The sequence below is a fragment of the Desulfonatronospira thiodismutans ASO3-1 genome (assembly GCF_000174435.1).
Lineage (GTDB): Bacteria > Desulfobacterota > Desulfovibrionia > Desulfovibrionales > Desulfonatronovibrionaceae > Desulfonatronospira > Desulfonatronospira thiodismutans.
On the sequence record NZ_ACJN02000003.1, the window covers coordinates 857,953 to 876,867 of the forward strand.

The following is an 18,915-nucleotide window of genomic DNA, read 5'->3' on the forward strand; positions in this document are numbered from 1 at the left end:
CAGGCAAAATTCTAAAAAGGCATCTGCATCAATTCCCTGTAGCTCTCCATGACCTTGTTTCGAACAGCGGAAGTCATCTGCATGGCTACACCGGCCTTTTCCAGGCTGATCATCAGTTCATGCACATTCTGGGTTTTTCCGGAAGCAAAGGCCTCTATCATCTCTTTTTTATCGGTCTGGAGGTTATTTACCTCCCCAAGAGAAGACTGGAGCGTGTCCGCAAAATCATTGTATGCCTTGTTGCTGCCTGAAGCAGCTTTCCCTCCGGCCATGTTCTGGCCGGTCTGCATAGCATCGGTGTAGGCCTTCAGGGCCATGGGTGAAACTGACATGTCTCTCTCCTTGCTTTCAGCCTTTTATCCGGGCGGCAGGCACAGTTTTTTTGGACCGGATTAACCCCGCCCGATTTCCAGGGCCTTGTTGAACATGTTCTTGGTGTTGGTCACAGCAGACACATTGGCCTCGTAGGTTCGCATGGCGGTCAACATATTGGCCATTTCTTCAACTACATTGATATCCGGGGTCTTGACGTAGCCCTCCTGGTCTGCATCCGGGTGGGCCGGATCGTAAACCATCTTAAAGGGGCGCTGGTCCGTCATCACCTTCTGGGCCTTGACCCCGCGAAGCTCCCTTTCCAGCTCGGTCTGCATGGCATGGCCGAAAGGCGTTTCCAGTGGAGTGGACCTGAACAGCACGCTTTTACGCTCATAAGGTCCGCCTTCAGGGGTGCGCGTGGTATTGGCATTGGCCAGGTTCATGGAAATGACGTTAAGATGGGTGCGCTCTGCACTGAGGGCCGATGCGCCTATATCCAGAGATTTCATGAAACTCATTATTGTCCTCCTTCCCTGATTACAGTTTTAAGTCCCTGAAAATTTTTCTGCTGCACCATGCTAAGGGCATTGTACATCAAGGTATTCTGGGACATGATGGACATTTCCTTGTCCAGGTCCACGGCGTCTTCCCCCTGGTAAACCCTGGGCTCCATGCTTTTTATAAACTGAGCATTAAACCCCTGGGGATCAAAAGCGCCTGATACATGCCCGGGATCGGTCCTGGCCATCTTGCCCCTGGCGTCAAGGTTCAGGGCTGATTGCAGCTGCTCTTCAAACTCTACTCTCCTGGCCTGGTACCCCGGTGTTTTGACATTGGCCAGGTTGGAAGAGACAACATTTTGACGCTCAAGGCGCATGTCCAGCACCCTGGAAGTCAGTTGGATGTGATCGCCGAATAAAGCTTTCATCTGTTGTTCTCCTTTAAAATATTTCTACTGCTGTTTCTGGTTTAATGTTTCAAACAATCAACCTTAGCTCCTTTATTAGCAACTCCTGTTCCATAATACCGGCTGACCTCCTGCCTGTTCACCAGCCGGGCCTTTCGCGGCCTTTTCCCGGCTGCGAGTTAAAAGTTATCAGTTAATTGTTAATTGTTATCTGCTCCAGGACCTGGCAACAAAATCCTTCTCAGGGAATACAGGCATACATTTTGCTTCAAAAGAATCATTCAGAAAATTTTGACCAACAACCACGGAGGAATGTCATGGACAACAGTCTGGATTACCAAATCAACAAGGAGCTGGGTGAAAGCTACCTGTTCATGGGAGAACTGGATAAAGCAGAAGAGCACTATAAAAAGGCGGCGGGTTCCAACGGCGTGCACGCCGAGCCCTATCTCGGCCTGGCCACCATAGCGGTTCAGAAGGGAGAACTGCAGAAGGCCCACTCCCTGTACTCCAAAGCCAGCAGCGTGGAAGCCAGCGACAAGGCCCTTGCAGGCCTGGCCCTGGTAGAAGCTGAAATAGGCTCACTGGAAAAGGCCTTTGAACTCCTGCAACAGGCCCTGACCCTCAAGCCCTCCAACCTAGTGGCCCTGCTGGCCATGGTGCAGGTCGGCCATGGGCTGCAGAGGCTGCAGGAAGTGCTGCCCTATCTGGAAGCTTATCTGGAAGTTGAGCCTGAAAATAATGACGTCAGGTTTGCCCTGGCCGGCTGCCTCAAGACCCTGGGCCATGCCAGTGAGGCGCAAGAGCATGCGCGCAGGATCCTGGAGCAGGACCCCGAAAACACCGCGGCCGGTGAACTCCTGGCAAATGTTGCCTGATTTTTTTTGCAGGCGCAGATGACAGCTGTCTAAGATAAGCAACTGTTCAGACTGCAGCCTCTGGACAGTATTGCGGGCAGAGTATCTGCTCCGTAACCATTCAGGGGGCTCCCCGATGGTGATTACTTGCACCAGGCCCAGGGGACTGTCCCCCGCTATGTACTAACTGTGCAAGCTCACAAAACTTCGCGCATGTACTTTTTGTATTGTGCTGAAAAAGGTGTCGCGGGGACTGTCCCCGGGCCGATTGAGGCACTGAATGGTTGCTCAACTCCCGGCTTGAGCATTTTGACGAACAAAGACTCAACTCCAGGCTTGAGCAGAGTCAAGAGCACTGTGCCCACTCCCCTCCTTGGGCAAGGAGGGGCAGGGGTGGTTGTATGAAAACCACTTCCACTAAACTCCCCTCCTTGGGCAAGGAGGGGCAGGGGTGGTTGTATGAAAACCACTTCCATATTTTGCCGGCACCTGACTACCCGGACCAAACGCTTCAGGCATAAGCTGCAAACCATTCTCCTTTTCCTCCCCAAGACCATCCAGGACCGGGTTTACTGGAAATCTTAAATCCGGTCCGCAATTGCCCTGCCGGATACTTGTCTTTTGCAAAACTTTTTGGCATTCTTTTCAAAAAAGGAGAGAAAAGCAAATGCAGTTATTGCCTGTAAAAAGAGCGCTTGTTAGTGTTACGGACAAGACCGGGATTACGGAACTGGGCCAGTTTCTGTCGTCCATGGAAGTGGAAATTATTTCCACTGGAGGAACCAAAAAAATGCTGCAGGACAGCGGTGTAACTGTGACCTCGGTCAGCGATATCACCGGGTTCCCCGAAATTCTGGGCGGCAGGGTCAAGACGCTGCATCCCCATATTCATGCCGGGGTCCTGGCGGACAAAGACAACCCGGAGCACATGGATACCCTGGACTCCATGAACATTCAGCCCATAGACATTGTCTGCGTGAATCTTTATGCCTTTGAACAGGCAGTCCAGGACGACCCCGGGATTGAAAAGGCTGTTGAGCAGATCGACATCGGCGGTCCCACCCTTTTGCGGGCAGCCGCCAAAAATCACGCCAGCATCTGCGTTCTGCCCGACCCGGAATTTTACCAGCCCTGCATGGATATGCTCCGTGATAAAAAAGGTATAGACCTGGACTTCAGGATTAAAACGGCATCTTTTACCTTCGCAAAAACCAGCCGCTATGACCAGGTCATCTCGGGGTACTTCAACCAGAAAATATAACCCTTACGCTTAAACCAACAAGACGGAGATTACTTATAGCTCACAAACCTTTTGGAAATCTCACCGGCCTTAAGCCGCACCAGCTCAAGGCCCTGTCCAGGCTTTACTTCCGCAAGTTCCCTGCATCTTCCGGGTTTACCACGGAGCAGGCCAGGGAACTTGCCAGCCTGACCCACCAGACAAAAAGACAGATCGGCCTGATCATAGACCGCCGCGGACATGTGCTCATGGTAATCGTGGGCGACCAGGGAGGCATACTCATTCCTGCCCTGGACCGGCTCCGGGAGAGCAGCGGCAGGCTCCGCGGGGTAAGACTGCTGCATACTCATATGGGCAGCACCTGCCTCACCGACGAAGACCTCATGGACATGGTGTTTCTGCGTCTGGATTCCATATCGGTCATCACGGTGGATCCCCAGGGATTTCCCGACCAGTTCCAGTGGGCCCACCTCATGCCTCCCAACCGCGAGCGAACCCCCTACAGGATTTACCCCTCGCTGCACTGGAGCAGGGCCGGAGCAGACCATCAGGCCAGCGTGGAATCTCTGGAAAAAGAACTGGGCAGGGAAGGCACTGCACAGGAAGTATCTGCCGAGGGCAATGCCCTCCTGGTCAGCGTGGACACCCGTCCCAGGCAGGAACAGGAAAGGTCCCTGCAGGAAGTGGCTGCCCTGGCCGGGACCGCCGGCCTTGAAGTGTCGGATACACTGATTCAAAGGGTCCACAGGGTCAACCCCAAGTCCATTATGGGTAAAGGCAAGGTTGCCGAACTGGAAGTCATGGCTCTGCAATCCAATGCATCGGTTATCATATTCGACCAGGAACTGAGCCCCACCCAGCTTCGAAACCTGACCTCCATTACCGACAGGAAGGTTATTGACCGCACCCAGCTTATCCTGGACATTTTTGCCCAGCGGGCCACTTCCAGGGCGGGCAAGCTGCAGGTGGAAATGGCTCAGCTCAAATACACCCTGCCCAGGCTCATCCAGCAGGACCGAGCCCTTAGCCGCCTGGCCGGGGGAATCGGTGGAAGAGGCCCCGGAGAAACCAAGCTGGAGCTGGACAGGCGCAAAATCAGGGACCGCATTACCAGGATCAAGGACGAACTGCAGAAGCTGCGCAGACACAGGGAAAATATCCGGGCCAGACGAGTGGAAACTGATGTCCCTGTGATTTCCTTAGTGGGCTATACCAATGCCGGCAAGTCCACCCTGCTCAATACTTTGACCCGCAGCAGGATCCTGGCCGAAGACAAGCTCTTCGCCACCCTGGACCCCACCAGCCGCAGGCTGCGCTTTCCCGATGAAAGAGAGGTGGTCCTCACCGACACTGTGGGATTTATAAAGGATCTGCCTGAAGACTTGCGCGAGGCTTTCATGGCCACCCTGGAAGAGCTTTCCCTGGCCAGGGTGCTGGTACACGTGGCTGACGCCTCCCACCCCGAGGTGGAGGAGCAGGTGGAAGCGGTGCAGGGCCTGCTAAGGCTCCTTGAGCTTGAAGACAAGCCTTTGGTCATGGTTTTGAACAAGTGGGACCTGGTAACCCAGGACAGAAAAGAAATCCTGCAGAACGTATTTCGGGATGCAATTCCCGCCAGCGCCCAGGAAGAAGAAACCCTGACTCCCCTTGTACAGACCCTGGAAAGACTGCTTTAGACCTGCCGGTTTTCACCAGTGGTGCTTGAAAAAGTTGGCCTGATCCTGGTGGGGGCGGGTCTTGTCTTCTATCCTGGCCAGTTCATCGCTGGAGAAAGCTTCGAACTCCCTGGCAATGCGGGCGTTTTCCTCCACCTCTTCTAAGCTGGAGATGCCTATGATGGCTGTACTTACTGGAAAACTTAAAGTATATCCCAGGGCTTCCTGCATGGAAACGGCACCTCCGGGTTTGAGAATGCGGCTGACTGCGGTTACCTTCATGGCGATAATTCCCATCTGCTTTTCTGCCGCCTTTTCCAGAAGATCCTCCTGAAATGGCCGGTAATGTATGTCTCCAGCGTTGAGGGTGAGAAGGACAGTGTCGAAATCATGGCGGGTTATGCCCCGGATAAGCACATCCGGGTCCTTGTGCCCGGTGATGCCCATGTTGCGGATGACCTTTTCCGATTTAAGCTTTTCCATGGCCCGGACCGCCCCCTGCCTGCCTAAGGCCTGGTCCACGTCATCATTTACCCGGACACTGTGCACCTGATACAAATCCAGGTAGTCAGTCTGCAGGCGTTTCAGGCTCTGCTCGATCAGGCGCATGGTCCCATCGTAGGTGCGGTCCTGGGTCTTGGAGGCCAGAAAAACCTCCTTTCGCCTGCGGGACATGACCTGGCCGATGTTGCTCTCGCTGCCTCCTCCACCGTATGTAGGAGAGGTGTCGATATAGTTTACCCCAAGATCCAGAGCCTTGTCTATTATGGCTTCTGCCTCGTCCTGCCTGCCGGACTGCTGCACTGTGGCTTCGCCGCCCAGGCTGAATATGGATACCTGGTGACCGGTGCGTCCAAGCTTTCTTCTGGGCATGTCCTTTGAGTCTGCATCAGCTGCAGACACAGCTGCCGGGCCGCCCGCTGCTTCAATACCGGTTATTCCCAGTCCGGCAACCGCCCCGGCAGTGGTGCACATAAATTTCCTGCGGTCCATCTTTTTTTGCATAAATTCTGCTTTCAGGCTGAATTGTTTTCCATACAGGACAAGAGACAGTCCATTGATGCAAGCATTCAGGCGGTCCTCGGTGGTGACTGATGGCCGATACCTGCCCCCTGAATGGTTACTTTTCTTCTATGTTCCCATAGACTCCTCATTCATCTCGTTTACAGATAGGGATAAGCTAAGTATTGTATTAATTTTCTGTAACCTTTTCTAGGAGGTCGGTGAATTCCTCTATAGAGGAGCACTTGAAAGACATCTCAAACAAATCGTTCAGGGTATCTACATCTTGGATAAACCTTATCTGTTCCTTGATATTCGGCTTTACTAAATCAAACCTCATTTTAAGGGATTTGACTAGCATTTCTTGGGTTGTTTTAAGTTCACTCTGCTTCTCCCATATAGGTTTTTCTTGTAAAAACCTCTGTTCCGTCCTCTCATCCCCTTCTCTTCTAAACATTTCAGCTATGGTTCCCATATATTCCTCCCCTTCGTCTATCTCGGTTTCGGCAATCTTTTTTATATCAATATATTCCTTTTCGTCCCTGGTTACCTCCAGGTAGTGCAAAATCATTTGCACAAAATCAAGTAAGCGCGCCTTGGGATCAACCTTCTTTATCAATTGAAAGGCTTTTTGGACCCCTTGCATGAATTCTGGAGACCCGGAATACCGCCAGAGGGTAAAAAGAGCTTTTAAAGTTTCATCAAAATCGTAATCTTCCAGGTCATCATTTACAGCATCATACAACAAAAAGTTAAAGTCAGGAATGAAAATTGTGAAATCATCAGAGGGCAGATCCACCAGGTCTGACACCTTGGTGGGCTTCCACCCTTCAAGGGGGAGATATTCCAATTTGCCTGTCTGCCAGGCGGGTAATGCCTTGCTTGGTCTCTTTATTCTTCAAAACCGTGTGTGCAAAGCACCCGCCTGCCCGCTAAAATTCCGCAGGACAGCAAAGCGTGTTTTAGTCGGGTGTGAAGCCTTAAGGCTTCCCGTGCCAGAGAAGATTTTTTTGGCACGGGCAACTTCGTTGCTCATCCCGGTGAAACCAGCTACGCTGACCCAGCACTCACTTTTCCATTTGTTTGCTTGTGATGAAACCGAAATTATTAAAGTGAGTGCTGGGTGTTTCACGGGACAGGCGGGCGGCTTTGCCGCTCACGGTTGGGGAGTACGCCTCAAGTCTATTCCCGGTGGCGATTGCTGGCACCCCTTGAATGGTTACGGTTTCACCAGTATTTTTCTGGTATTGCTCCCAGAACTCAAGGATGTACCTCAGGAACTGCAGCGGGGTATTCTTCTTGAAGGTGCTTTTGTGCTCCAGGAGGAAAAATACCTTGGCTACATATGAACCGCACTTGGTCGGCACGCTGACAACCAGGTCGGAATAGTAACCCTGCAGGCTCTTGGGCAGATATGAGTCCTTCTCGTAATAAATCTTATTAAAATTAAGCTGCTTCACGATTTCTTCAGGAAGCATGGATTTTAATAAGCTGATGGCATTCAGCCGGTCCGACAAAAAGTACTTGATGGTGCTGTCGTGAATATTTGTCGTGCTCATGCTTGTATAATACTCCCTTCGAATCTGGCTGGCAAGCACTGTCACAAAAATCTCAACTTTGCTGAAAACTGGCATTTTTCAAAAAACCCTGCTGACCACCCTGCCCTTGCTGCCGGGCCGGTATCTTTTCCAGTATCAATCAATCAACTTTAAGGGGCTACACTTAATAAGCAGGTCAACCCTAAGCTTTTTCTCTGTCCACAATGAATAACAAGATGGAAGGCAACAGGTTGTTGACGATGTATATACAAAACTTTAAATAATGGGAATGAAGATTAAATGGGATGAGGACAAAAATGAGTGGCTGCAGGAAAACAGACTGATTTCCTTTGAAGAAATCAAGGGAATGCTGCTACGCGGGGAATACCTGGATATTGTTGAAAATCCTGCTCGGGACAACCAGATGTATTTTGTACTCCTGATTCAAGGCTACACTTGGCTTGCTCCCTTCGTTATCGACGAGAGTGATGAGCTTATTTTTTTGAAAACGGCTTTTCCAAGCCGCAAATACCACAAGAGATACCAGGAGGAATCATGAAATACGAATTGACACCGGAAGAACAGGAAATGGAGAACAGTGCGGACCAGCTTAGATCCGTTAGTGGAGAAAAGCGGCAAAAGGTCGAGGACATGCTTGGACGCGCCAGAAAAAACGAGGTGATAAGCTTACGCATCTCTGAGGCTGACCTGGAAATGATCAGAAACCAGGCGGCAGCGCAGGGCCTTCCTTACCAGACTTTTATCAACAGCATTCTGCACAAATACGTTACCGGACAGTTGTACGACAGACAGGAGGTCAGAAAGCTACTGGCGGAAATGCGGGGAACCTGATCTCCCAGCAGTAACCATTCAGGGGGGGGGGAATCAACGCCTCTGGCGTGACTGCAATCAACATCGAGGACACCCTGAATGGTTACATGAGTGACAGGCATGCAAACCCTTCCAGAACTCTTTATTCTTAAAAACCGTGTGTGCGGAGCACCCGTGTGAAGCTGAATGCTTCCCGTGCCGGAGAAGATTTTTTGGCACGGGCAACTTCGTTGCTCACGGGCGGCTTTGCCGCTCACGGTTGGGAAATACGCCTCAAGTCTATCCTCGGTGGCGATTGCTCCCCCCCCTGAATGGTTGCTCACTCAAGAGGCTTTGCATGCTTCCTGCTCCACTGAAGTGTTATGCTGGTTAAAATTGAAAGCGCAGGCCGGTAGCCGCCTTCCAGGCATCGTCGTCCTGGATGTCGGGATCGCGGTCTCCACCGCTGCTCAGGCTTGGAGCTAAGTAACCAAGCTCCAGAATAGCAGCCAGGTTTTCGTACATCTGGTACTGGGTATCCAGGGTGAATTCCCAGGCCATGTCCCTGGTAGTGAAATATATCTCGTCCATCTCTGTGCCCAGGGCGCGCAGGTCCCTGTGATTTGTGCCCTGGTAGTAGGTCAGCTGCATATCGTGAGTAACATTATCCAATAAACTAAGGTCCCTCACGCCAGCGCCTATGGCCATCTTACCGCTGGGACCAAAAGAGTTGATTCCTGCATATCCGTCCAGGGCGGCCCTGCCGATGCCCCGCAGTTGAGATCCGCTCATGCCGAAGCTGGATACCCGGTGCAGATCGCCCGAGATAAAAGGCATGACCCTTCCCCGGGTATTTCCGTCCTTACCGGTGAAAGAGCTGCTGTGCCCGGATTCGTACATCAAGAAAAGCTCCGGGGTAAAGTGGTCTGTGTGGTACTCTGCAGCCAGGGCTGCGATCCAGCCCCTGGTTTCCTCGCCCACGGTATCGCCGGTGATATTGCTGCTGTGGCGGCCGTAGTTGAAATCACCACTTAGCACCAGGGGATCAAAGAGATCCGCGGTAAAATTGATGCCACCCCAGTACACGTGAGAAGAAGTCCTGCTTTCACCGTCAACGTACGGAAAAACATCAGCATTGGCAAAAGCACCCTGCCCTTTCATTCCGTAGATGCCAAAGGGCTGCAGCTGCAGGCCATCCATATTAATAGGCAGAATGGTGAGAAAAGCATCTATTTCATCGTTTTTATTCGGACCGGCTTCAAACATATCGTTGGCCCTGGCCCAGCTGAGCACCAGGCCCACGTTTTCATGTAATGGGGTAAATGAGTTCACGGCCCAGATATCGTCGTCAAAGATATGCGAGCCCAGTGTATTGGGGATGGTCAATCCCTGCTTGCCCACCTGCATGTGGATATTGGTGCCTGGAATGAAATAGTCCAGGTAAGCCCGGTCGTACTCGAAAGAGCCCTGTTCCCGCCCGATGCCGTCCGCTCCCCAGGTGCGGTCGTTGGAATTGATGCGCATGACTCCCCTTAAGTTCTCATTGGCAATGAATTCAAAGGTGGTCCTGACCCGTGTAGTGCCCATGAATTCGTCCACCTCATCATCAGAGTCGAAAGTGGGGTTCTTCACCGCATTGATGCCCAGCTGCCAGTCTCCTTTGGCTCTGAACTCAATGGCCTGAGCCTGGCCGAAAGCCCCCAGAACGAAAATCATGGCCAGAGCAGTAATAAGCAAACGTTTCATAAGTCTCTCCTTTTGCGGTGATGAAGCCTGCAAAACCATTAATCAGCACGACAGAATATAGGTCGTAGACATCAAGCAGGCAGTTCAAATTTTTATACTGTATGGCTGGAAAATGCAAGAAAATAATCGCTGCTGGGGCAAAAAAACATGAAAACAGTGAGCAGTCTTCCACACTTGCTTGATGGCGGAGTCGTTTCGGACTATCCTAAAGCTGGCTTCGCCAGCAGCCCAATCAAGAAAAGAGCTATTTGACAGGATTAACAGGATTAAGAGATGGATAAAGAAAAAAATCATTTTGTCCTGGCTCCCAGTTTAATGCCCTTCGGGCTTGCTCTGCGAGCAATTAAACGGGACAGGCGGAAGCCAGGCCAAAAGGTTATCACTCCAGCACTCACTTTTTTCCGGCACTCATGAATGTCGGAAGAAAGTGAGTGCTGGATGGTTAATGCAATCTGCGGCTTCCGGCCGCTGATTGCTTATCCTGTCAATCCTGTTAATCCTGTCTAAGGCCTGCCACGCGCAGCGCGTGGTTCTTGTTTTTTAAAGGTTTCAGGAGTAAGCCACTGACAAATGTGGCTCCTCGACGCTTGATGTGGATTAACAAAGGAAACCCTGGAGATACTGTCTGCTAGGCCTTTTAGGCTGGATATCTTTGGTGTTTATTGCAGCATGACAGGTTTAGCTGCTGCAAGCAATCGCATCAGCAGGGCAATAAAAAAGGCCGAGAGGAAAATCCTCCCGGCCTTTGAAAGCGTCAGGTGTAAGTACCAGTCGATTTAGAACAGGTAACGGAAACCTGTGGCGGCCTTGAAAGCAGCATCGTCTTCAATGCCGCGATCACTGGAATTATTGATGCTGGGATGGAGATAACCCAACTCCAGGATGGCAGCCAGATTTTCATACATTTGATAGCTAGTATCAAACGTTACTTCCCATGCACTATCTCTGGTAGTAAAAAGACCTTCATTGTCCTTGTGGTTAGTACCTTGATAATAGGTAAGCTGCAGGTCGTGAGTTACATCATCCAAGAAGCTCATATCACCAAGCTTTCCGCCAACAGCCATTTTTCCGGAGGGTCCCCATGCACTAATGCCAGCGTAGCCGTCTAATGTTGCCCGGCCTATGCCGCGCAAAGGAGAACCGCTCATAGCAAATGTGGATACTCCAAAAAGGTCACCACCAATGCTGGGCATAATTTTGCTTCTATTGTCAATAGCGCCACTTGACCTGGATTCACCAGATTCGTAAAGGATAAATACTTCAGGTGTTACCATATCCATTTTGTACTGAACAGCTAAGTCTGCGATCCAGCCACGAGCTTCGTCTCCCACATCACCGGAGGCGGTCTCAGTACTTCCATGCGTACCATAATTGAAGTCACCCATGACTACTATAGGATCAAACATATCTACAGTAAAATTTAAACCTGCCCAGAATACACCAGAAGATTCAGTGGCTCCTGCATGATCAGAGCCTTTCATACCGTAGGCAACAAAAGGATTAACTGCGAAGCCATCCATATTCACGGGAACAATACCATAAAAGAGATCATATTCATCATTTTTGTTGTCGCCATCAGCAAATGTATCATCTATTCTTGCCCAGCCTACAGTCACATCAACCATATCAATGACTGAAGAAGAGGCGGACACGGCCCAAAGAGAATTGTCAAAAATATGGGACCCCAGAGTGTTCGGGAATGCAATGGGTTGCTTACCAACTTTCATATTTACCGGACTGTTGGGGATCATGAAATCAAGGTAGGCCCGATCGTATTCAAAAGAACTGTTACCTACAGCTCCTTCACGGCCTATCTGACTTCCAGAACCACCATCTCCCCAGCGACGATCACCGGAATGCACGCGCATTACGCCCTTGAGGTTTTCGTTGGCGATGAATTCAAAAGTGGTCCGGACACGTGTGGTGGCCATAAACTCATCCTGATCGTCATCGGAATCAAAAGTGGGATTGGACACTGCGTTGATACCGATCTGCCAGTCACCTTTGGCCTGAAATTCGATGGCCTTTGCCATACCCACTGTGCCCAGGATAAAGGCGACCATGATGGCCAGAGTAATTAAACGTTTCATAAATTTTCCTCCTTTTGCATCTTAAGCTTTTGCTGACTCAAGATTGGTGAATATCACATGACACCTGACGCCTGCCGGATGACAATCGACAAAGATCAAAGCTCTTAACCGTGTCACCGGACAAACTCTCTTTCCTCCATAATAAAAAAAAAATCAAGCTTTTTTCGTCAAAAAAATGTAAAAAAGTAAAAAAATTTTTACGGTATAAATTTTTGTATTTGATTTGGCCGGGTTAGCTTAAAAGCGACAATCGCCATGTGGATAAATTTTTGGAGGGGTGCATGGATGTCCAGGGAGCCAATCTCTGAAGATAAAAGGAACCACTCAGGGGATCCTCGGTGGTGACTCATGGCATTAGGCCCCATGAATGGTTACGATAAAAGTGTCCATGTTCATCGAGCATATCACTACAAAGCGAGGCAGAATTTTGCAGGCACATAAGACAAAAAAAGGCCGGAGGGTAAAATCCCCCCGGCCTTGAAAGCGTCAGGTGTCGGAATCAGTCGCTTTAGAACATATAGCGCAGACCAGTTGCGGCCTTCCAGGCAGAGTCGTCTTCGACCCCGTCAGCATGTCCGCTGTCCATGCTGGGATGCAGGTAGCCCAGTTCCAGCAGAGCTGACAGATTTTCGTACATCTGATACTGGGTATCAAAGGTTACTTCCCATGCATGGTCTCTGGTGGTAAAGAAGGCATCTTCATTACTGTCACCCACGCCCCGAAGATCCTTGTCATTGGTACCCTGGTAGTAGGTGAGCTGCAGGTCGTGAGTCACATCGTCGATAAAGCTCATGTCGCCGAGCTTGGCACCAACAGCCATTTTTCCAGTAGCTCCGAATGCGCTGAAACCATAGGCACCATCATAGTTATTGAAAGCGGCCCTTCCTATGCCTCTCAGAACGGAACCACTGCCGGCAAAAGTGGACATGCCGTAAAGATCGCCACCAATGGAGGGCATAACCCCGCCTTCACCATCTCGCATGTCGCTTTCATCATGGCCGGATTCATACATAAAGAAGATCTCGGGGGTCATGTAGTCCATCACGTACTGTGCTGACAGGGCAGCGATCCAGCCATCAGTTTCAAAGCTGCCGGCATCAACATCGTCTGTGTCGAAACTTCTCTGACTGCCATAGTTAAAGTCACCGCTTATCACGATGGGATCAAACATGTCCACGGCAAAGTTTACACCTGCCCACCATACTTCGGAAGATTCGCGAGCCTCTAATTCATCCATACCGGCAGTAGTGCCAATAGTGGCATCAGCACCCTGCATACCGTACATACCAAACGGGGTAATGTCCACCCCATCCAGTGTAACAGGGACCATTGCGTAAAAGAAATCCTGCTCGTCATTTCTATCATCGCCCTGGCTTACCTGGTCATCCAGCCTTGACCACCCCAGAGTCATGCCCACTTCATCGGTAATGGGGGTTGTTGCTGTAACACCCCACATGGTGTCATCAAAAATATGGGATCCGAAAGTTCCGGGAAAAGTAATTGGCTGTTTACCAACCTTCATGTTCACCGGACTATTGGGAATCATGAAGTCCAGGTAGGCCTGGTCGTACTCGAAAGAGCTGACTCCAGTATCATCCCCTTCACGGCCAATACCATCAGCACCCCAGGTACGGTCGCCGGAATGAACACGCATTACACCTCTGAGGTTTTCATTGGCGATAAATTCAAAAGTTGTCCGAACACGTGTAGTGGCTTGGAATTCATCCACCTCGTCATCAGAATCGAAAGTGGGGTTGGATACACCCATTACACCGATCTGCCAGTCTCCCTTGGCCTTGAACTCGATGGCCTGGGCCACGCCGAAGCCGCCCAGGATAAAGGCGACCATAATGGCCAGAGTTACTAAACGTTTCATAATTTTCCTCCTTTAGCATCTTAAGCTTTTGCAGACTCAAGAAGCGGTTAAACACCAAACAACACCTGACGACTGACCTATTATCGGCCAACTGAAAGTATATTTATCCATACATAATTTTGAAGTCAAGCTTTTCAGTTAAAATTTTTTTACAGTTTAAAAAATTTAATTATTATAATAAGACAAAAAAAGAAATACTAATACATATAAGTTAGTAATTTTGACAATTATTTAAAAAAATAACTTATAATACTGTTTAAAAATTTATTGTCCAGTAACACCTACAAAGTTTTAGATGCTACGCATGTTTATTATTAAAATATAATAATTGTCATTGAAATGATTTTTAAACAAACAAAACAGTTTTTACCATCGAACAAATAAGCTATAAAAAAGTACATTTCAAATATATAAAGACTTTCTATACATATTAAACAAACCATTTTTTATATTACAAAAAATATAAAGTCAAAAATCAAGTATAAGCAAAATTTAATATTGGCCAGTAACTTTTATACATGTTGAAATGATAGATATACATATGCAATTAATTCCTGGGTCGGCTTGCGGGGCATGGGGCATGGGGCATGGGGCATAGGGCGTGGGGAAGAGTAAAGAAGAAAGGGAAGGCATTGGGGATGCTTGAAGGATATTAATCTGAGGGCGTCATCCAGTTTCTAATGGAGGCAGCAAAATCATCAAAATCTCCGTATGAACGCCTCCTGGCGTTTTTTCTGGTAGTGCCTTGCGTCCTGGTAGCGCTTATTTGTAGTATAAGATGTCACGGTCGATCAAAGGTCCAGAGGTTTTGTCTCGCCCTTTTCACGCTCCTTAATTGCCTCATCCGCCAGTTTATCCAGCACATCTTCCGATTCGGCAAAAGCCTTATCCCATTGCTTCTCGGACACCATCTCGTTTATCAGCCGCCGGGCCAGAGCATTTTGCTCCATTTCCGGCAACCTTGACGCTTCCTCAAAGGCTTTCCTGAGAAGTTCCGTCATGAACTACCTCCAATCCATCAATAATTTTCAATTGTATATTGACCAGACACCTGCATAAGCGGGCTTAAATCGGGCATGCCTTCGATGCCCAACTGGTGACCTCCACAAAAAACTCAGGGCGTTTGATATCTCCAGTCGTTACAGAAATAATGCGTATAAATGGCCAAGCTACGCCTCTTCTGGTATCTGGGTCAGTTCGTATGCGCACAAGTAAGAAATCAAAGAGCCTGCCGGGGCATCATACCATACTTTTTCTTTGTGTGAGGCATCGTATATGTCCCGGTCATAGGGAAAGCATTCAGCTATATAGTGAATAACGGCATGCTCCTCCCGGGAAAGAGGTTCTGCATCCGCAATGTCGGAATTATTGATGGGCTCTACAAGATCTCTATAATTGTTCAGCTGTGGACCATAAGGCAGGGCTGCATAGCTTGCGCCGGTGAGTCCTTGACCTGAACGTCTGAAAGCAAGCATATCCGCATACCACAGGTATTTTCCCAGAAACAGAAACCTGTCCCCCTCCTTGAGCAGTTGTCTGCTCAGGATCTTTTCCAGGGTTTGGGCGACCAGCTTTATCCGGGGCAGGCTGGTTTCCCGGTTTCCGGTATAAGGATTGGGTTCAGGCTTAAGTTGCCTGCGAAGAAGCCCGTCCATGGACCTGGACTGAACCATGCCGGATTCCCAGCGCTTGATACTGGCAACACCTACATTCAGAGCCCGGCTTAGCTGCTCCTGGGTCAACCCCTTGGAATCTCTAAGCTCACGGATTTCCTGGCCGGTTAATAATCCGGCCTTTTCCCGGTATGCATCGGCTATTGCACGCTGCACTTCGCCGGCGGACCCGGCATCTCCGGCCTCAAGACTGCAGCCGGGACATACGAAAAAATTGCCGGAATATTCAATGTCCAGCCCTTTAAAGACCTTTTTCTTCTTCAGTTCCTTAAACTCCATCAAGCTGGAGCAGGCAGGGCACTTGTGTTCTTGCATGTTTATTCCTCCCTGGGAGGCCGGTCTTTGTGAAGCGATATGAGCCAGAAAGTTTCCTGTTGAAGGGCGAACTTCAAATACACTCTGCAGGCAAAGCGCGGACTGTCAAGGACAAAAGGAAATATTTCCAGCCCCTTGATTTCTTCTTTGTACGATTTTTGAGGCGGCCTGGTACCTGCGTATTCATCCCTGGATATCTGACTTAGAAGCTCTTTTAGCACCTCCTGCAAATCAAGCTCAATGTCGTATTCCAGTTCAATGGCGTGTTCAGCCGCTGTTTCAGGGTCTATGATAGACACGCGCCCGTCAAAGACAGCTTTCTCGGCCTTCTTCAACCTGTCAGAAAGTTCTTTTGAAGTCGGTCTGAACATTTTTATGGTATCAATTGATACTTTTGTCAACTCATATTCAAAAAATTTCTTCTCTTAATTTCTGAAATAAGTCAGAGTGGGTGCCAGTGCGCTCAAAGACAACACGGTCCGGTTCAACCAGATAAATCAACAGCCAGTCGGATTCAATATGGCATTCCCGGCGTCCCTTCCAATTACCAATCAGCTTATGGTCGCGATGGATGTCATCAAGTGGCTCCTGATTCAGTAGTGAACTGATGATTATTTTCAATTTTTCAAGATTATTACCACGCTTTTTCATCCGTTTTACGTGCGGGCGTAACCTTTGAGGAGGTGCCGGCACCAGGCCTGGTGCCAGGAACTATCACTTAGGACCCTCTGAATCCTTACACGCGGGTTATGCCCGCAACCCAATAAAGAAAAGAGCTTTGCGGGCTCAACGAAATGGAAGAGCCAACTGGATGTAAAAAATTCAATCATCCTCGAGGCTTGACAGGCAGGGCTTCTTTAGTAAGTCACCAATATAGTTGACGCTACAACTACTTGCGACATTTGGCTTCTTGCAAATTGGCACAAATATTGTTTCAGCCATCAACCACCGCTTTAACGGCTGTTTTTATTTCTTCCAATACTCTTGAGGATACTGAACCTGTCTTTACCAAAAAACGTTTTGTCGACACGGACCGGATCTGAAACGTATCAACAGCAGATAGCTTCATTAGATTATTATCACTGTCTGGTACGATTTTTACCAGCCATATAGCTCCCTCAAAACTATCTTTCCATTCTGTTACAGGAACTATTACTTTGAGAGGCAAAATTCCTATTGAATCGTTATTTATAATTACAGCAGGCCGTTTCTTCTTTATTTCGGATCCGATAGTCGGGTTTAGGTCTATTTCCCATATTTCAACCTGTCTCACAGAAACTCCTCGCTATCTAAATCCGTAAAAACGGTAAATTCTTTATCTGTGTTATATTCTGAAACAAGCTCTCTCGCCTTCTTGGCCATTTTGTCCTTTTGCTTATTCTTCCTCAAATCATTGCTTAGGCGATTAAGAGCCTCTCTAACCATGCTGCTTTGATCTAAAAATCCCCATTCTCTGTAACTTTCCAACAATTGTATCTGTTCGGAATCAATTGAAAATTTCTTTTGGCTTAAGGATGACATGTTGATCCCCTCTTGGTTTTTTATTTGACCATAATTTTGATCCTTTTGAGATTCACAGTCAAGAAAAATGATGTCAGGAGGAAAGTTTACGCCGTGCCCCTAATCCAGAGCAGAAAAGGTCATGGTAGAGTAACAGCCCTTTTAAGGGAGTGGTCATTTAGAACGAACCACCCCCGGCCCCTCCTTAGCCAAGGAGGGGAGTAGTCCGTGCTGTACTCATAAAATGACAATCTTGTGTGACAGGTATCTGTTTAGCGCTTTTAAGGAAAGCAGGGGACAGGCACTCCGGGACCCACTTGAGCATCATTTTGTGCTTAAAATATCTCATTTTTTGGGACAAGTGGGTCCCGGAAGAGCCAGTCCCCATGCCACATGCAAAGCGCTAAACAGATACTGTGACAGCAAAATGCTGAAACAACTTAGATGCCGAATTGTAGTTACTCAGGCACTTAGCCCAAATTTCAAGCAAACATGCTGTTTCATTTTCAAAAGAAGCCAAGGCGTTTTGCCCACAGAACACCCCAGTGTATTAAAGGAGTATACACGGGGCAGGCACAGATGAGCGCGGAAGTTTTTAAGGTGTTGCTGAGCAACGCATATTGCGTATATTCCGAGGGCAGACTCTTTTTGCTCCGCAGGGGCCTCTTTTTCCACGCACGGTTGCGGCAAAAGCCTATCTGCCTAACTTTTTTTGTTCAGGATTAATTGAAAATTTCTTTTGGCTTAAGGATGAAATTTTGAGCCTATGATTGAATCCAGGTTCCGATAGAAATCGCTTTCATAAAAATTACAGCTCAGCAATTCGTCAAATTGCTTTACATTTAAATATAGTTACTGAGCTATGGATTTGTAAGTTTTCGGAGGCAAACAATCTCGTCCCTTTGGAATTGTAACCCTGATCAACTTGCCCTGATATCTGGTTCTGGCGTTGAATTCTTTCTTGCCTGCAAAATCAAGGCTTAGCTTTTGTTCACACTTCTTCTTTATGTCATGCGCTGAAAACTGATTATTTTTCATGGCCACGAGATATTATCGTCAAGAGTTCTCTTTATGCTGGACCATTCAGCATCCAGATCCTGCTCTTCCTTAAGGTCCTCCCAAAGAGATTCGATCTCTCGCTTGAGCATATCAACAGCTTCTATGGTGTCTTCCCCGCATCCATAGAGAGGCAGATCCGGGCAACGAGCCAGGATCATATGCTTGTCCGGTTCAATGATTATGCTCAAAGGCTGTTTTAAAACATGGTTTACAAGACGATTGACAAACAAAGTACAAACCCACTCAACGCCAACCTTTTCATGCCCGTTGACCTCATGACCAGGTGAACGTACAGGTATTGCTTGAGGGGCTTCGAGAGTGCTTTGATTCAT

23 protein-coding genes are annotated in these 18,915 nt (G+C 48.7%); 6 read left to right on the top strand and 17 right to left on the bottom strand.

All coding sequences use genetic code 11. From position 1 onward, the window contains the following. Positions 1-11 precede the first annotated feature (11 nt). From fliE to flgB, 3 genes are read right to left on the bottom strand one after another with little or no spacing between them, the layout of a single operon-like run. The gene (gene fliE / locus DTHIO_RS15835) at positions 12-332 is read right to left on the bottom strand and encodes a flagellar hook-basal body complex protein FliE (protein ID WP_008871271.1); all 321 of its coding nucleotides are present in this window, start codon (positions 330-332) and stop codon (positions 12-14) included. Between the two features lie 60 nt (positions 333-392). Next, a complete protein-coding gene (gene flgC, locus DTHIO_RS15840; protein WP_008871272.1) occupies positions 393-833 on the bottom strand; it encodes a flagellar basal body rod protein FlgC in 441 nt (146 codons plus the stop codon). Then, complete coding sequence (gene flgB / locus DTHIO_RS15845; RefSeq protein WP_008871273.1) at positions 833-1,243, bottom strand: flagellar basal body rod protein FlgB; 411 nt, start codon at positions 1,241-1,243, stop codon at positions 833-835. The genes flgC and flgB overlap by 1 nt, the downstream gene beginning before the upstream one ends. A gap of 296 nt (positions 1,244-1,539) precedes the next feature. Here flgB and DTHIO_RS15850 point away from each other — a divergent pair, with 296 nt between their 5' ends. The 3 genes from DTHIO_RS15850 (at position 1,540) to DTHIO_RS15855 (ending at position 3,340) form a co-directional block, all read left to right on the top strand. Beyond that, on the top strand, positions 1,540-2,100 hold the full coding sequence (locus DTHIO_RS15850; RefSeq protein ID WP_008871274.1) for a tetratricopeptide repeat protein: 561 nt from the start codon (positions 1,540-1,542) through the stop codon (positions 2,098-2,100). Between the two features lie 438 nt (positions 2,101-2,538). Further along, a complete protein-coding gene (locus DTHIO_RS22745; protein ID WP_279614630.1) occupies positions 2,539-2,664 on the top strand; it encodes a hypothetical protein in 126 nt (41 codons plus the stop codon). 82 nt (positions 2,665-2,746) lie between these two features. Further along, positions 2,747-3,340, top strand: coding sequence for an IMP cyclohydrolase (locus tag DTHIO_RS15855; protein WP_008871275.1), 594 nt, complete (start codon positions 2,747-2,749; stop codon positions 3,338-3,340). Between the two features lie 29 nt (positions 3,341-3,369). Here the strand turns inward: DTHIO_RS15855 and DTHIO_RS22505 are convergent, their stop codons facing one another. Beyond that, positions 3,370-3,669 (bottom strand): hypothetical protein, encoded by a 300-nt coding sequence (locus tag DTHIO_RS22505; RefSeq protein WP_244156380.1) that lies wholly within the window; start codon positions 3,667-3,669, stop codon positions 3,370-3,372. On the opposite strand from DTHIO_RS22505, the gene hflX reads away from it, so the two are divergent. Then, positions 3,670-4,995 carry a GTPase HflX gene (gene hflX, locus DTHIO_RS15860; RefSeq protein WP_244156381.1) on the top strand — a complete coding sequence of 442 codons (1,326 nt, stop codon included), beginning with the start codon at positions 3,670-3,672 and terminating at the stop codon, positions 4,993-4,995. 12 nt (positions 4,996-5,007) lie between these two features. Here the strand turns inward: hflX and DTHIO_RS15865 are convergent, their stop codons facing one another. The 3 genes from DTHIO_RS15865 to DTHIO_RS20635 form a co-directional block, all read right to left on the bottom strand. Further along, on the bottom strand, positions 5,008-5,979 hold the full coding sequence (locus tag DTHIO_RS15865; RefSeq protein WP_040418831.1) for an aldo/keto reductase: 972 nt from the start codon (positions 5,977-5,979) through the stop codon (positions 5,008-5,010). A gap of 187 nt (positions 5,980-6,166) precedes the next feature. Next, positions 6,167-6,826 carry an RpnC/YadD family protein gene (locus tag DTHIO_RS15870; protein ID WP_008871278.1) on the bottom strand — a complete coding sequence of 220 codons (660 nt, stop codon included), beginning with the start codon at positions 6,824-6,826 and terminating at the stop codon, positions 6,167-6,169. A gap of 217 nt (positions 6,827-7,043) precedes the next feature. After that, positions 7,044-7,535, bottom strand: a complete 492-nt coding sequence (locus DTHIO_RS20635) for an Rpn family recombination-promoting nuclease/putative transposase (protein WP_244156382.1) — start codon at positions 7,533-7,535, stop codon at positions 7,044-7,046. A gap of 268 nt (positions 7,536-7,803) precedes the next feature. Between DTHIO_RS20635 and DTHIO_RS15880 the strand changes: the two genes are divergently transcribed. Together DTHIO_RS15880 and DTHIO_RS15885 are read left to right on the top strand one after the other, a co-directional pair. Continuing rightward, positions 7,804-8,073, top strand: coding sequence for a hypothetical protein (locus DTHIO_RS15880; protein WP_008871280.1), 270 nt, complete (start codon positions 7,804-7,806; stop codon positions 8,071-8,073). Next, positions 8,070-8,366: a CopG family antitoxin gene (locus DTHIO_RS15885; protein ID WP_008871281.1), complete on the top strand. Its 297-nt coding sequence runs from the start codon at positions 8,070-8,072 to the stop codon at positions 8,364-8,366. Before DTHIO_RS15880 ends, DTHIO_RS15885 begins: the two co-directional genes overlap by 4 nt. 348 nt (positions 8,367-8,714) lie before the next feature. Here the strand turns inward: DTHIO_RS15885 and DTHIO_RS15890 are convergent, their stop codons facing one another. From DTHIO_RS15890 to DTHIO_RS15945, 10 genes are all read right to left on the bottom strand, one after another. Further along, the gene (locus DTHIO_RS15890) at positions 8,715-10,070 is read right to left on the bottom strand and encodes an outer membrane homotrimeric porin (protein WP_008871282.1); all 1,356 of its coding nucleotides are present in this window, start codon (positions 10,068-10,070) and stop codon (positions 8,715-8,717) included. A 776-nt stretch (positions 10,071-10,846) separates the two neighbouring features. Beyond that, positions 10,847-12,160: an outer membrane homotrimeric porin gene (locus tag DTHIO_RS15895; RefSeq protein WP_008871283.1), complete on the bottom strand. Its 1,314-nt coding sequence runs from the start codon at positions 12,158-12,160 to the stop codon at positions 10,847-10,849. Between the two features lie 508 nt (positions 12,161-12,668). Then, on the bottom strand, positions 12,669-14,036 hold the full coding sequence (locus DTHIO_RS15900) for an outer membrane homotrimeric porin (protein WP_008871284.1): 1,368 nt from the start codon (positions 14,034-14,036) through the stop codon (positions 12,669-12,671). A 791-nt stretch (positions 14,037-14,827) separates the two neighbouring features. Next, on the bottom strand, positions 14,828-15,037 hold the full coding sequence (locus DTHIO_RS15905; RefSeq protein ID WP_008871285.1) for a hypothetical protein: 210 nt from the start codon (positions 15,035-15,037) through the stop codon (positions 14,828-14,830). A 168-nt stretch (positions 15,038-15,205) separates the two neighbouring features. Beyond that, on the bottom strand, positions 15,206-16,024 hold the full coding sequence (locus DTHIO_RS20055) for a type II TA system antitoxin MqsA family protein (protein WP_008871286.1): 819 nt from the start codon (positions 16,022-16,024) through the stop codon (positions 15,206-15,208). 2 nt (positions 16,025-16,026) lie between these two features. Then, complete coding sequence (locus DTHIO_RS15915) at positions 16,027-16,395, bottom strand: hypothetical protein (protein ID WP_008871287.1); 369 nt, start codon at positions 16,393-16,395, stop codon at positions 16,027-16,029. A gap of 37 nt (positions 16,396-16,432) precedes the next feature. Then, the gene (locus DTHIO_RS15920; protein WP_008871288.1) at positions 16,433-16,717 is read right to left on the bottom strand and encodes a type II toxin-antitoxin system YafQ family toxin; all 285 of its coding nucleotides are present in this window, start codon (positions 16,715-16,717) and stop codon (positions 16,433-16,435) included. Between the two features lie 241 nt (positions 16,718-16,958). Continuing rightward, the gene (locus tag DTHIO_RS15925; RefSeq protein ID WP_008871289.1) at positions 16,959-17,297 is read right to left on the bottom strand and encodes a type II toxin-antitoxin system PemK/MazF family toxin; all 339 of its coding nucleotides are present in this window, start codon (positions 17,295-17,297) and stop codon (positions 16,959-16,961) included. Beyond that, complete coding sequence (locus DTHIO_RS15930; RefSeq protein WP_008871290.1) at positions 17,294-17,545, bottom strand: hypothetical protein; 252 nt, start codon at positions 17,543-17,545, stop codon at positions 17,294-17,296. Before DTHIO_RS15930 ends, DTHIO_RS15925 begins: the two co-directional genes overlap by 4 nt. Positions 17,546-18,558: 1,013 nt before the next feature. After that, complete coding sequence (locus DTHIO_RS15945; RefSeq protein ID WP_008871291.1) at positions 18,559-18,915, bottom strand: hypothetical protein; 357 nt, start codon at positions 18,913-18,915, stop codon at positions 18,559-18,561.

Bases quoted from the DNA above. Each gene is read 5' to 3' on its own strand.
- DTHIO_RS22505 (WP_244156380.1), bottom strand. From the start codon at position 3,669: ATGAGTATGCAGCAGTCTTACCCCGCGGAGCCTGCCGCTGCTCTCCCG.
- DTHIO_RS15855 (WP_008871275.1), top strand. From the start codon at position 2,747: ATGCAGTTATTGCCTGTAAAAAGAGCGCTTGTTAGTGTTACGGACAAG.
- DTHIO_RS15850 (WP_008871274.1), top strand. From the start codon at position 1,540: ATGGACAACAGTCTGGATTACCAAATCAACAAGGAGCTGGGTGAAAGC.
- DTHIO_RS15905 (WP_008871285.1), bottom strand. From the start codon at position 15,037: ATGACGGAACTTCTCAGGAAAGCCTTTGAGGAAGCGTCAAGGTTGCCG.
- DTHIO_RS15915 (WP_008871287.1), bottom strand. From the start codon at position 16,395: ATGTTCAGACCGACTTCAAAAGAACTTTCTGACAGGTTGAAGAAGGCC.
- fliE (WP_008871271.1), bottom strand. From the start codon at position 332: ATGTCAGTTTCACCCATGGCCCTGAAGGCCTACACCGATGCTATGCAG.
- hflX (WP_244156381.1), top strand. From the start codon at position 3,670: ATGGGCAGCACCTGCCTCACCGACGAAGACCTCATGGACATGGTGTTT.
- DTHIO_RS22745 (WP_279614630.1), top strand. From the start codon at position 2,539: ATGAAAACCACTTCCATATTTTGCCGGCACCTGACTACCCGGACCAAA.
- DTHIO_RS20055 (WP_008871286.1), bottom strand. From the start codon at position 16,024: ATGCAAGAACACAAGTGCCCTGCCTGCTCCAGCTTGATGGAGTTTAAG.
- DTHIO_RS15880 (WP_008871280.1), top strand. From the start codon at position 7,804: ATGAAGATTAAATGGGATGAGGACAAAAATGAGTGGCTGCAGGAAAAC.
- DTHIO_RS15930 (WP_008871290.1), bottom strand. From the start codon at position 17,545: ATGTCATCCTTAAGCCAAAAGAAATTTTCAATTGATTCCGAACAGATA.
- DTHIO_RS20635 (WP_244156382.1), bottom strand. From the start codon at position 7,535: ATGAGCACGACAAATATTCACGACAGCACCATCAAGTACTTTTTGTCG.
- DTHIO_RS15945 (WP_008871291.1), bottom strand. From the start codon at position 18,915: ATGAATCAAAGCACTCTCGAAGCCCCTCAAGCAATACCTGTACGTTCA.
- DTHIO_RS15890 (WP_008871282.1), bottom strand. From the start codon at position 10,070: ATGAAACGTTTGCTTATTACTGCTCTGGCCATGATTTTCGTTCTGGGG.
- DTHIO_RS15895 (WP_008871283.1), bottom strand. From the start codon at position 12,160: ATGAAACGTTTAATTACTCTGGCCATCATGGTCGCCTTTATCCTGGGC.
- DTHIO_RS15865 (WP_040418831.1), bottom strand. From the start codon at position 5,979: ATGCAAAAAAAGATGGACCGCAGGAAATTTATGTGCACCACTGCCGGG.
- DTHIO_RS15885 (WP_008871281.1), top strand. From the start codon at position 8,070: ATGAAATACGAATTGACACCGGAAGAACAGGAAATGGAGAACAGTGCG.
- DTHIO_RS15900 (WP_008871284.1), bottom strand. From the start codon at position 14,036: ATGAAACGTTTAGTAACTCTGGCCATTATGGTCGCCTTTATCCTGGGC.
- flgC (WP_008871272.1), bottom strand. From the start codon at position 833: ATGAGTTTCATGAAATCTCTGGATATAGGCGCATCGGCCCTCAGTGCA.
- flgB (WP_008871273.1), bottom strand. From the start codon at position 1,243: ATGAAAGCTTTATTCGGCGATCACATCCAACTGACTTCCAGGGTGCTG.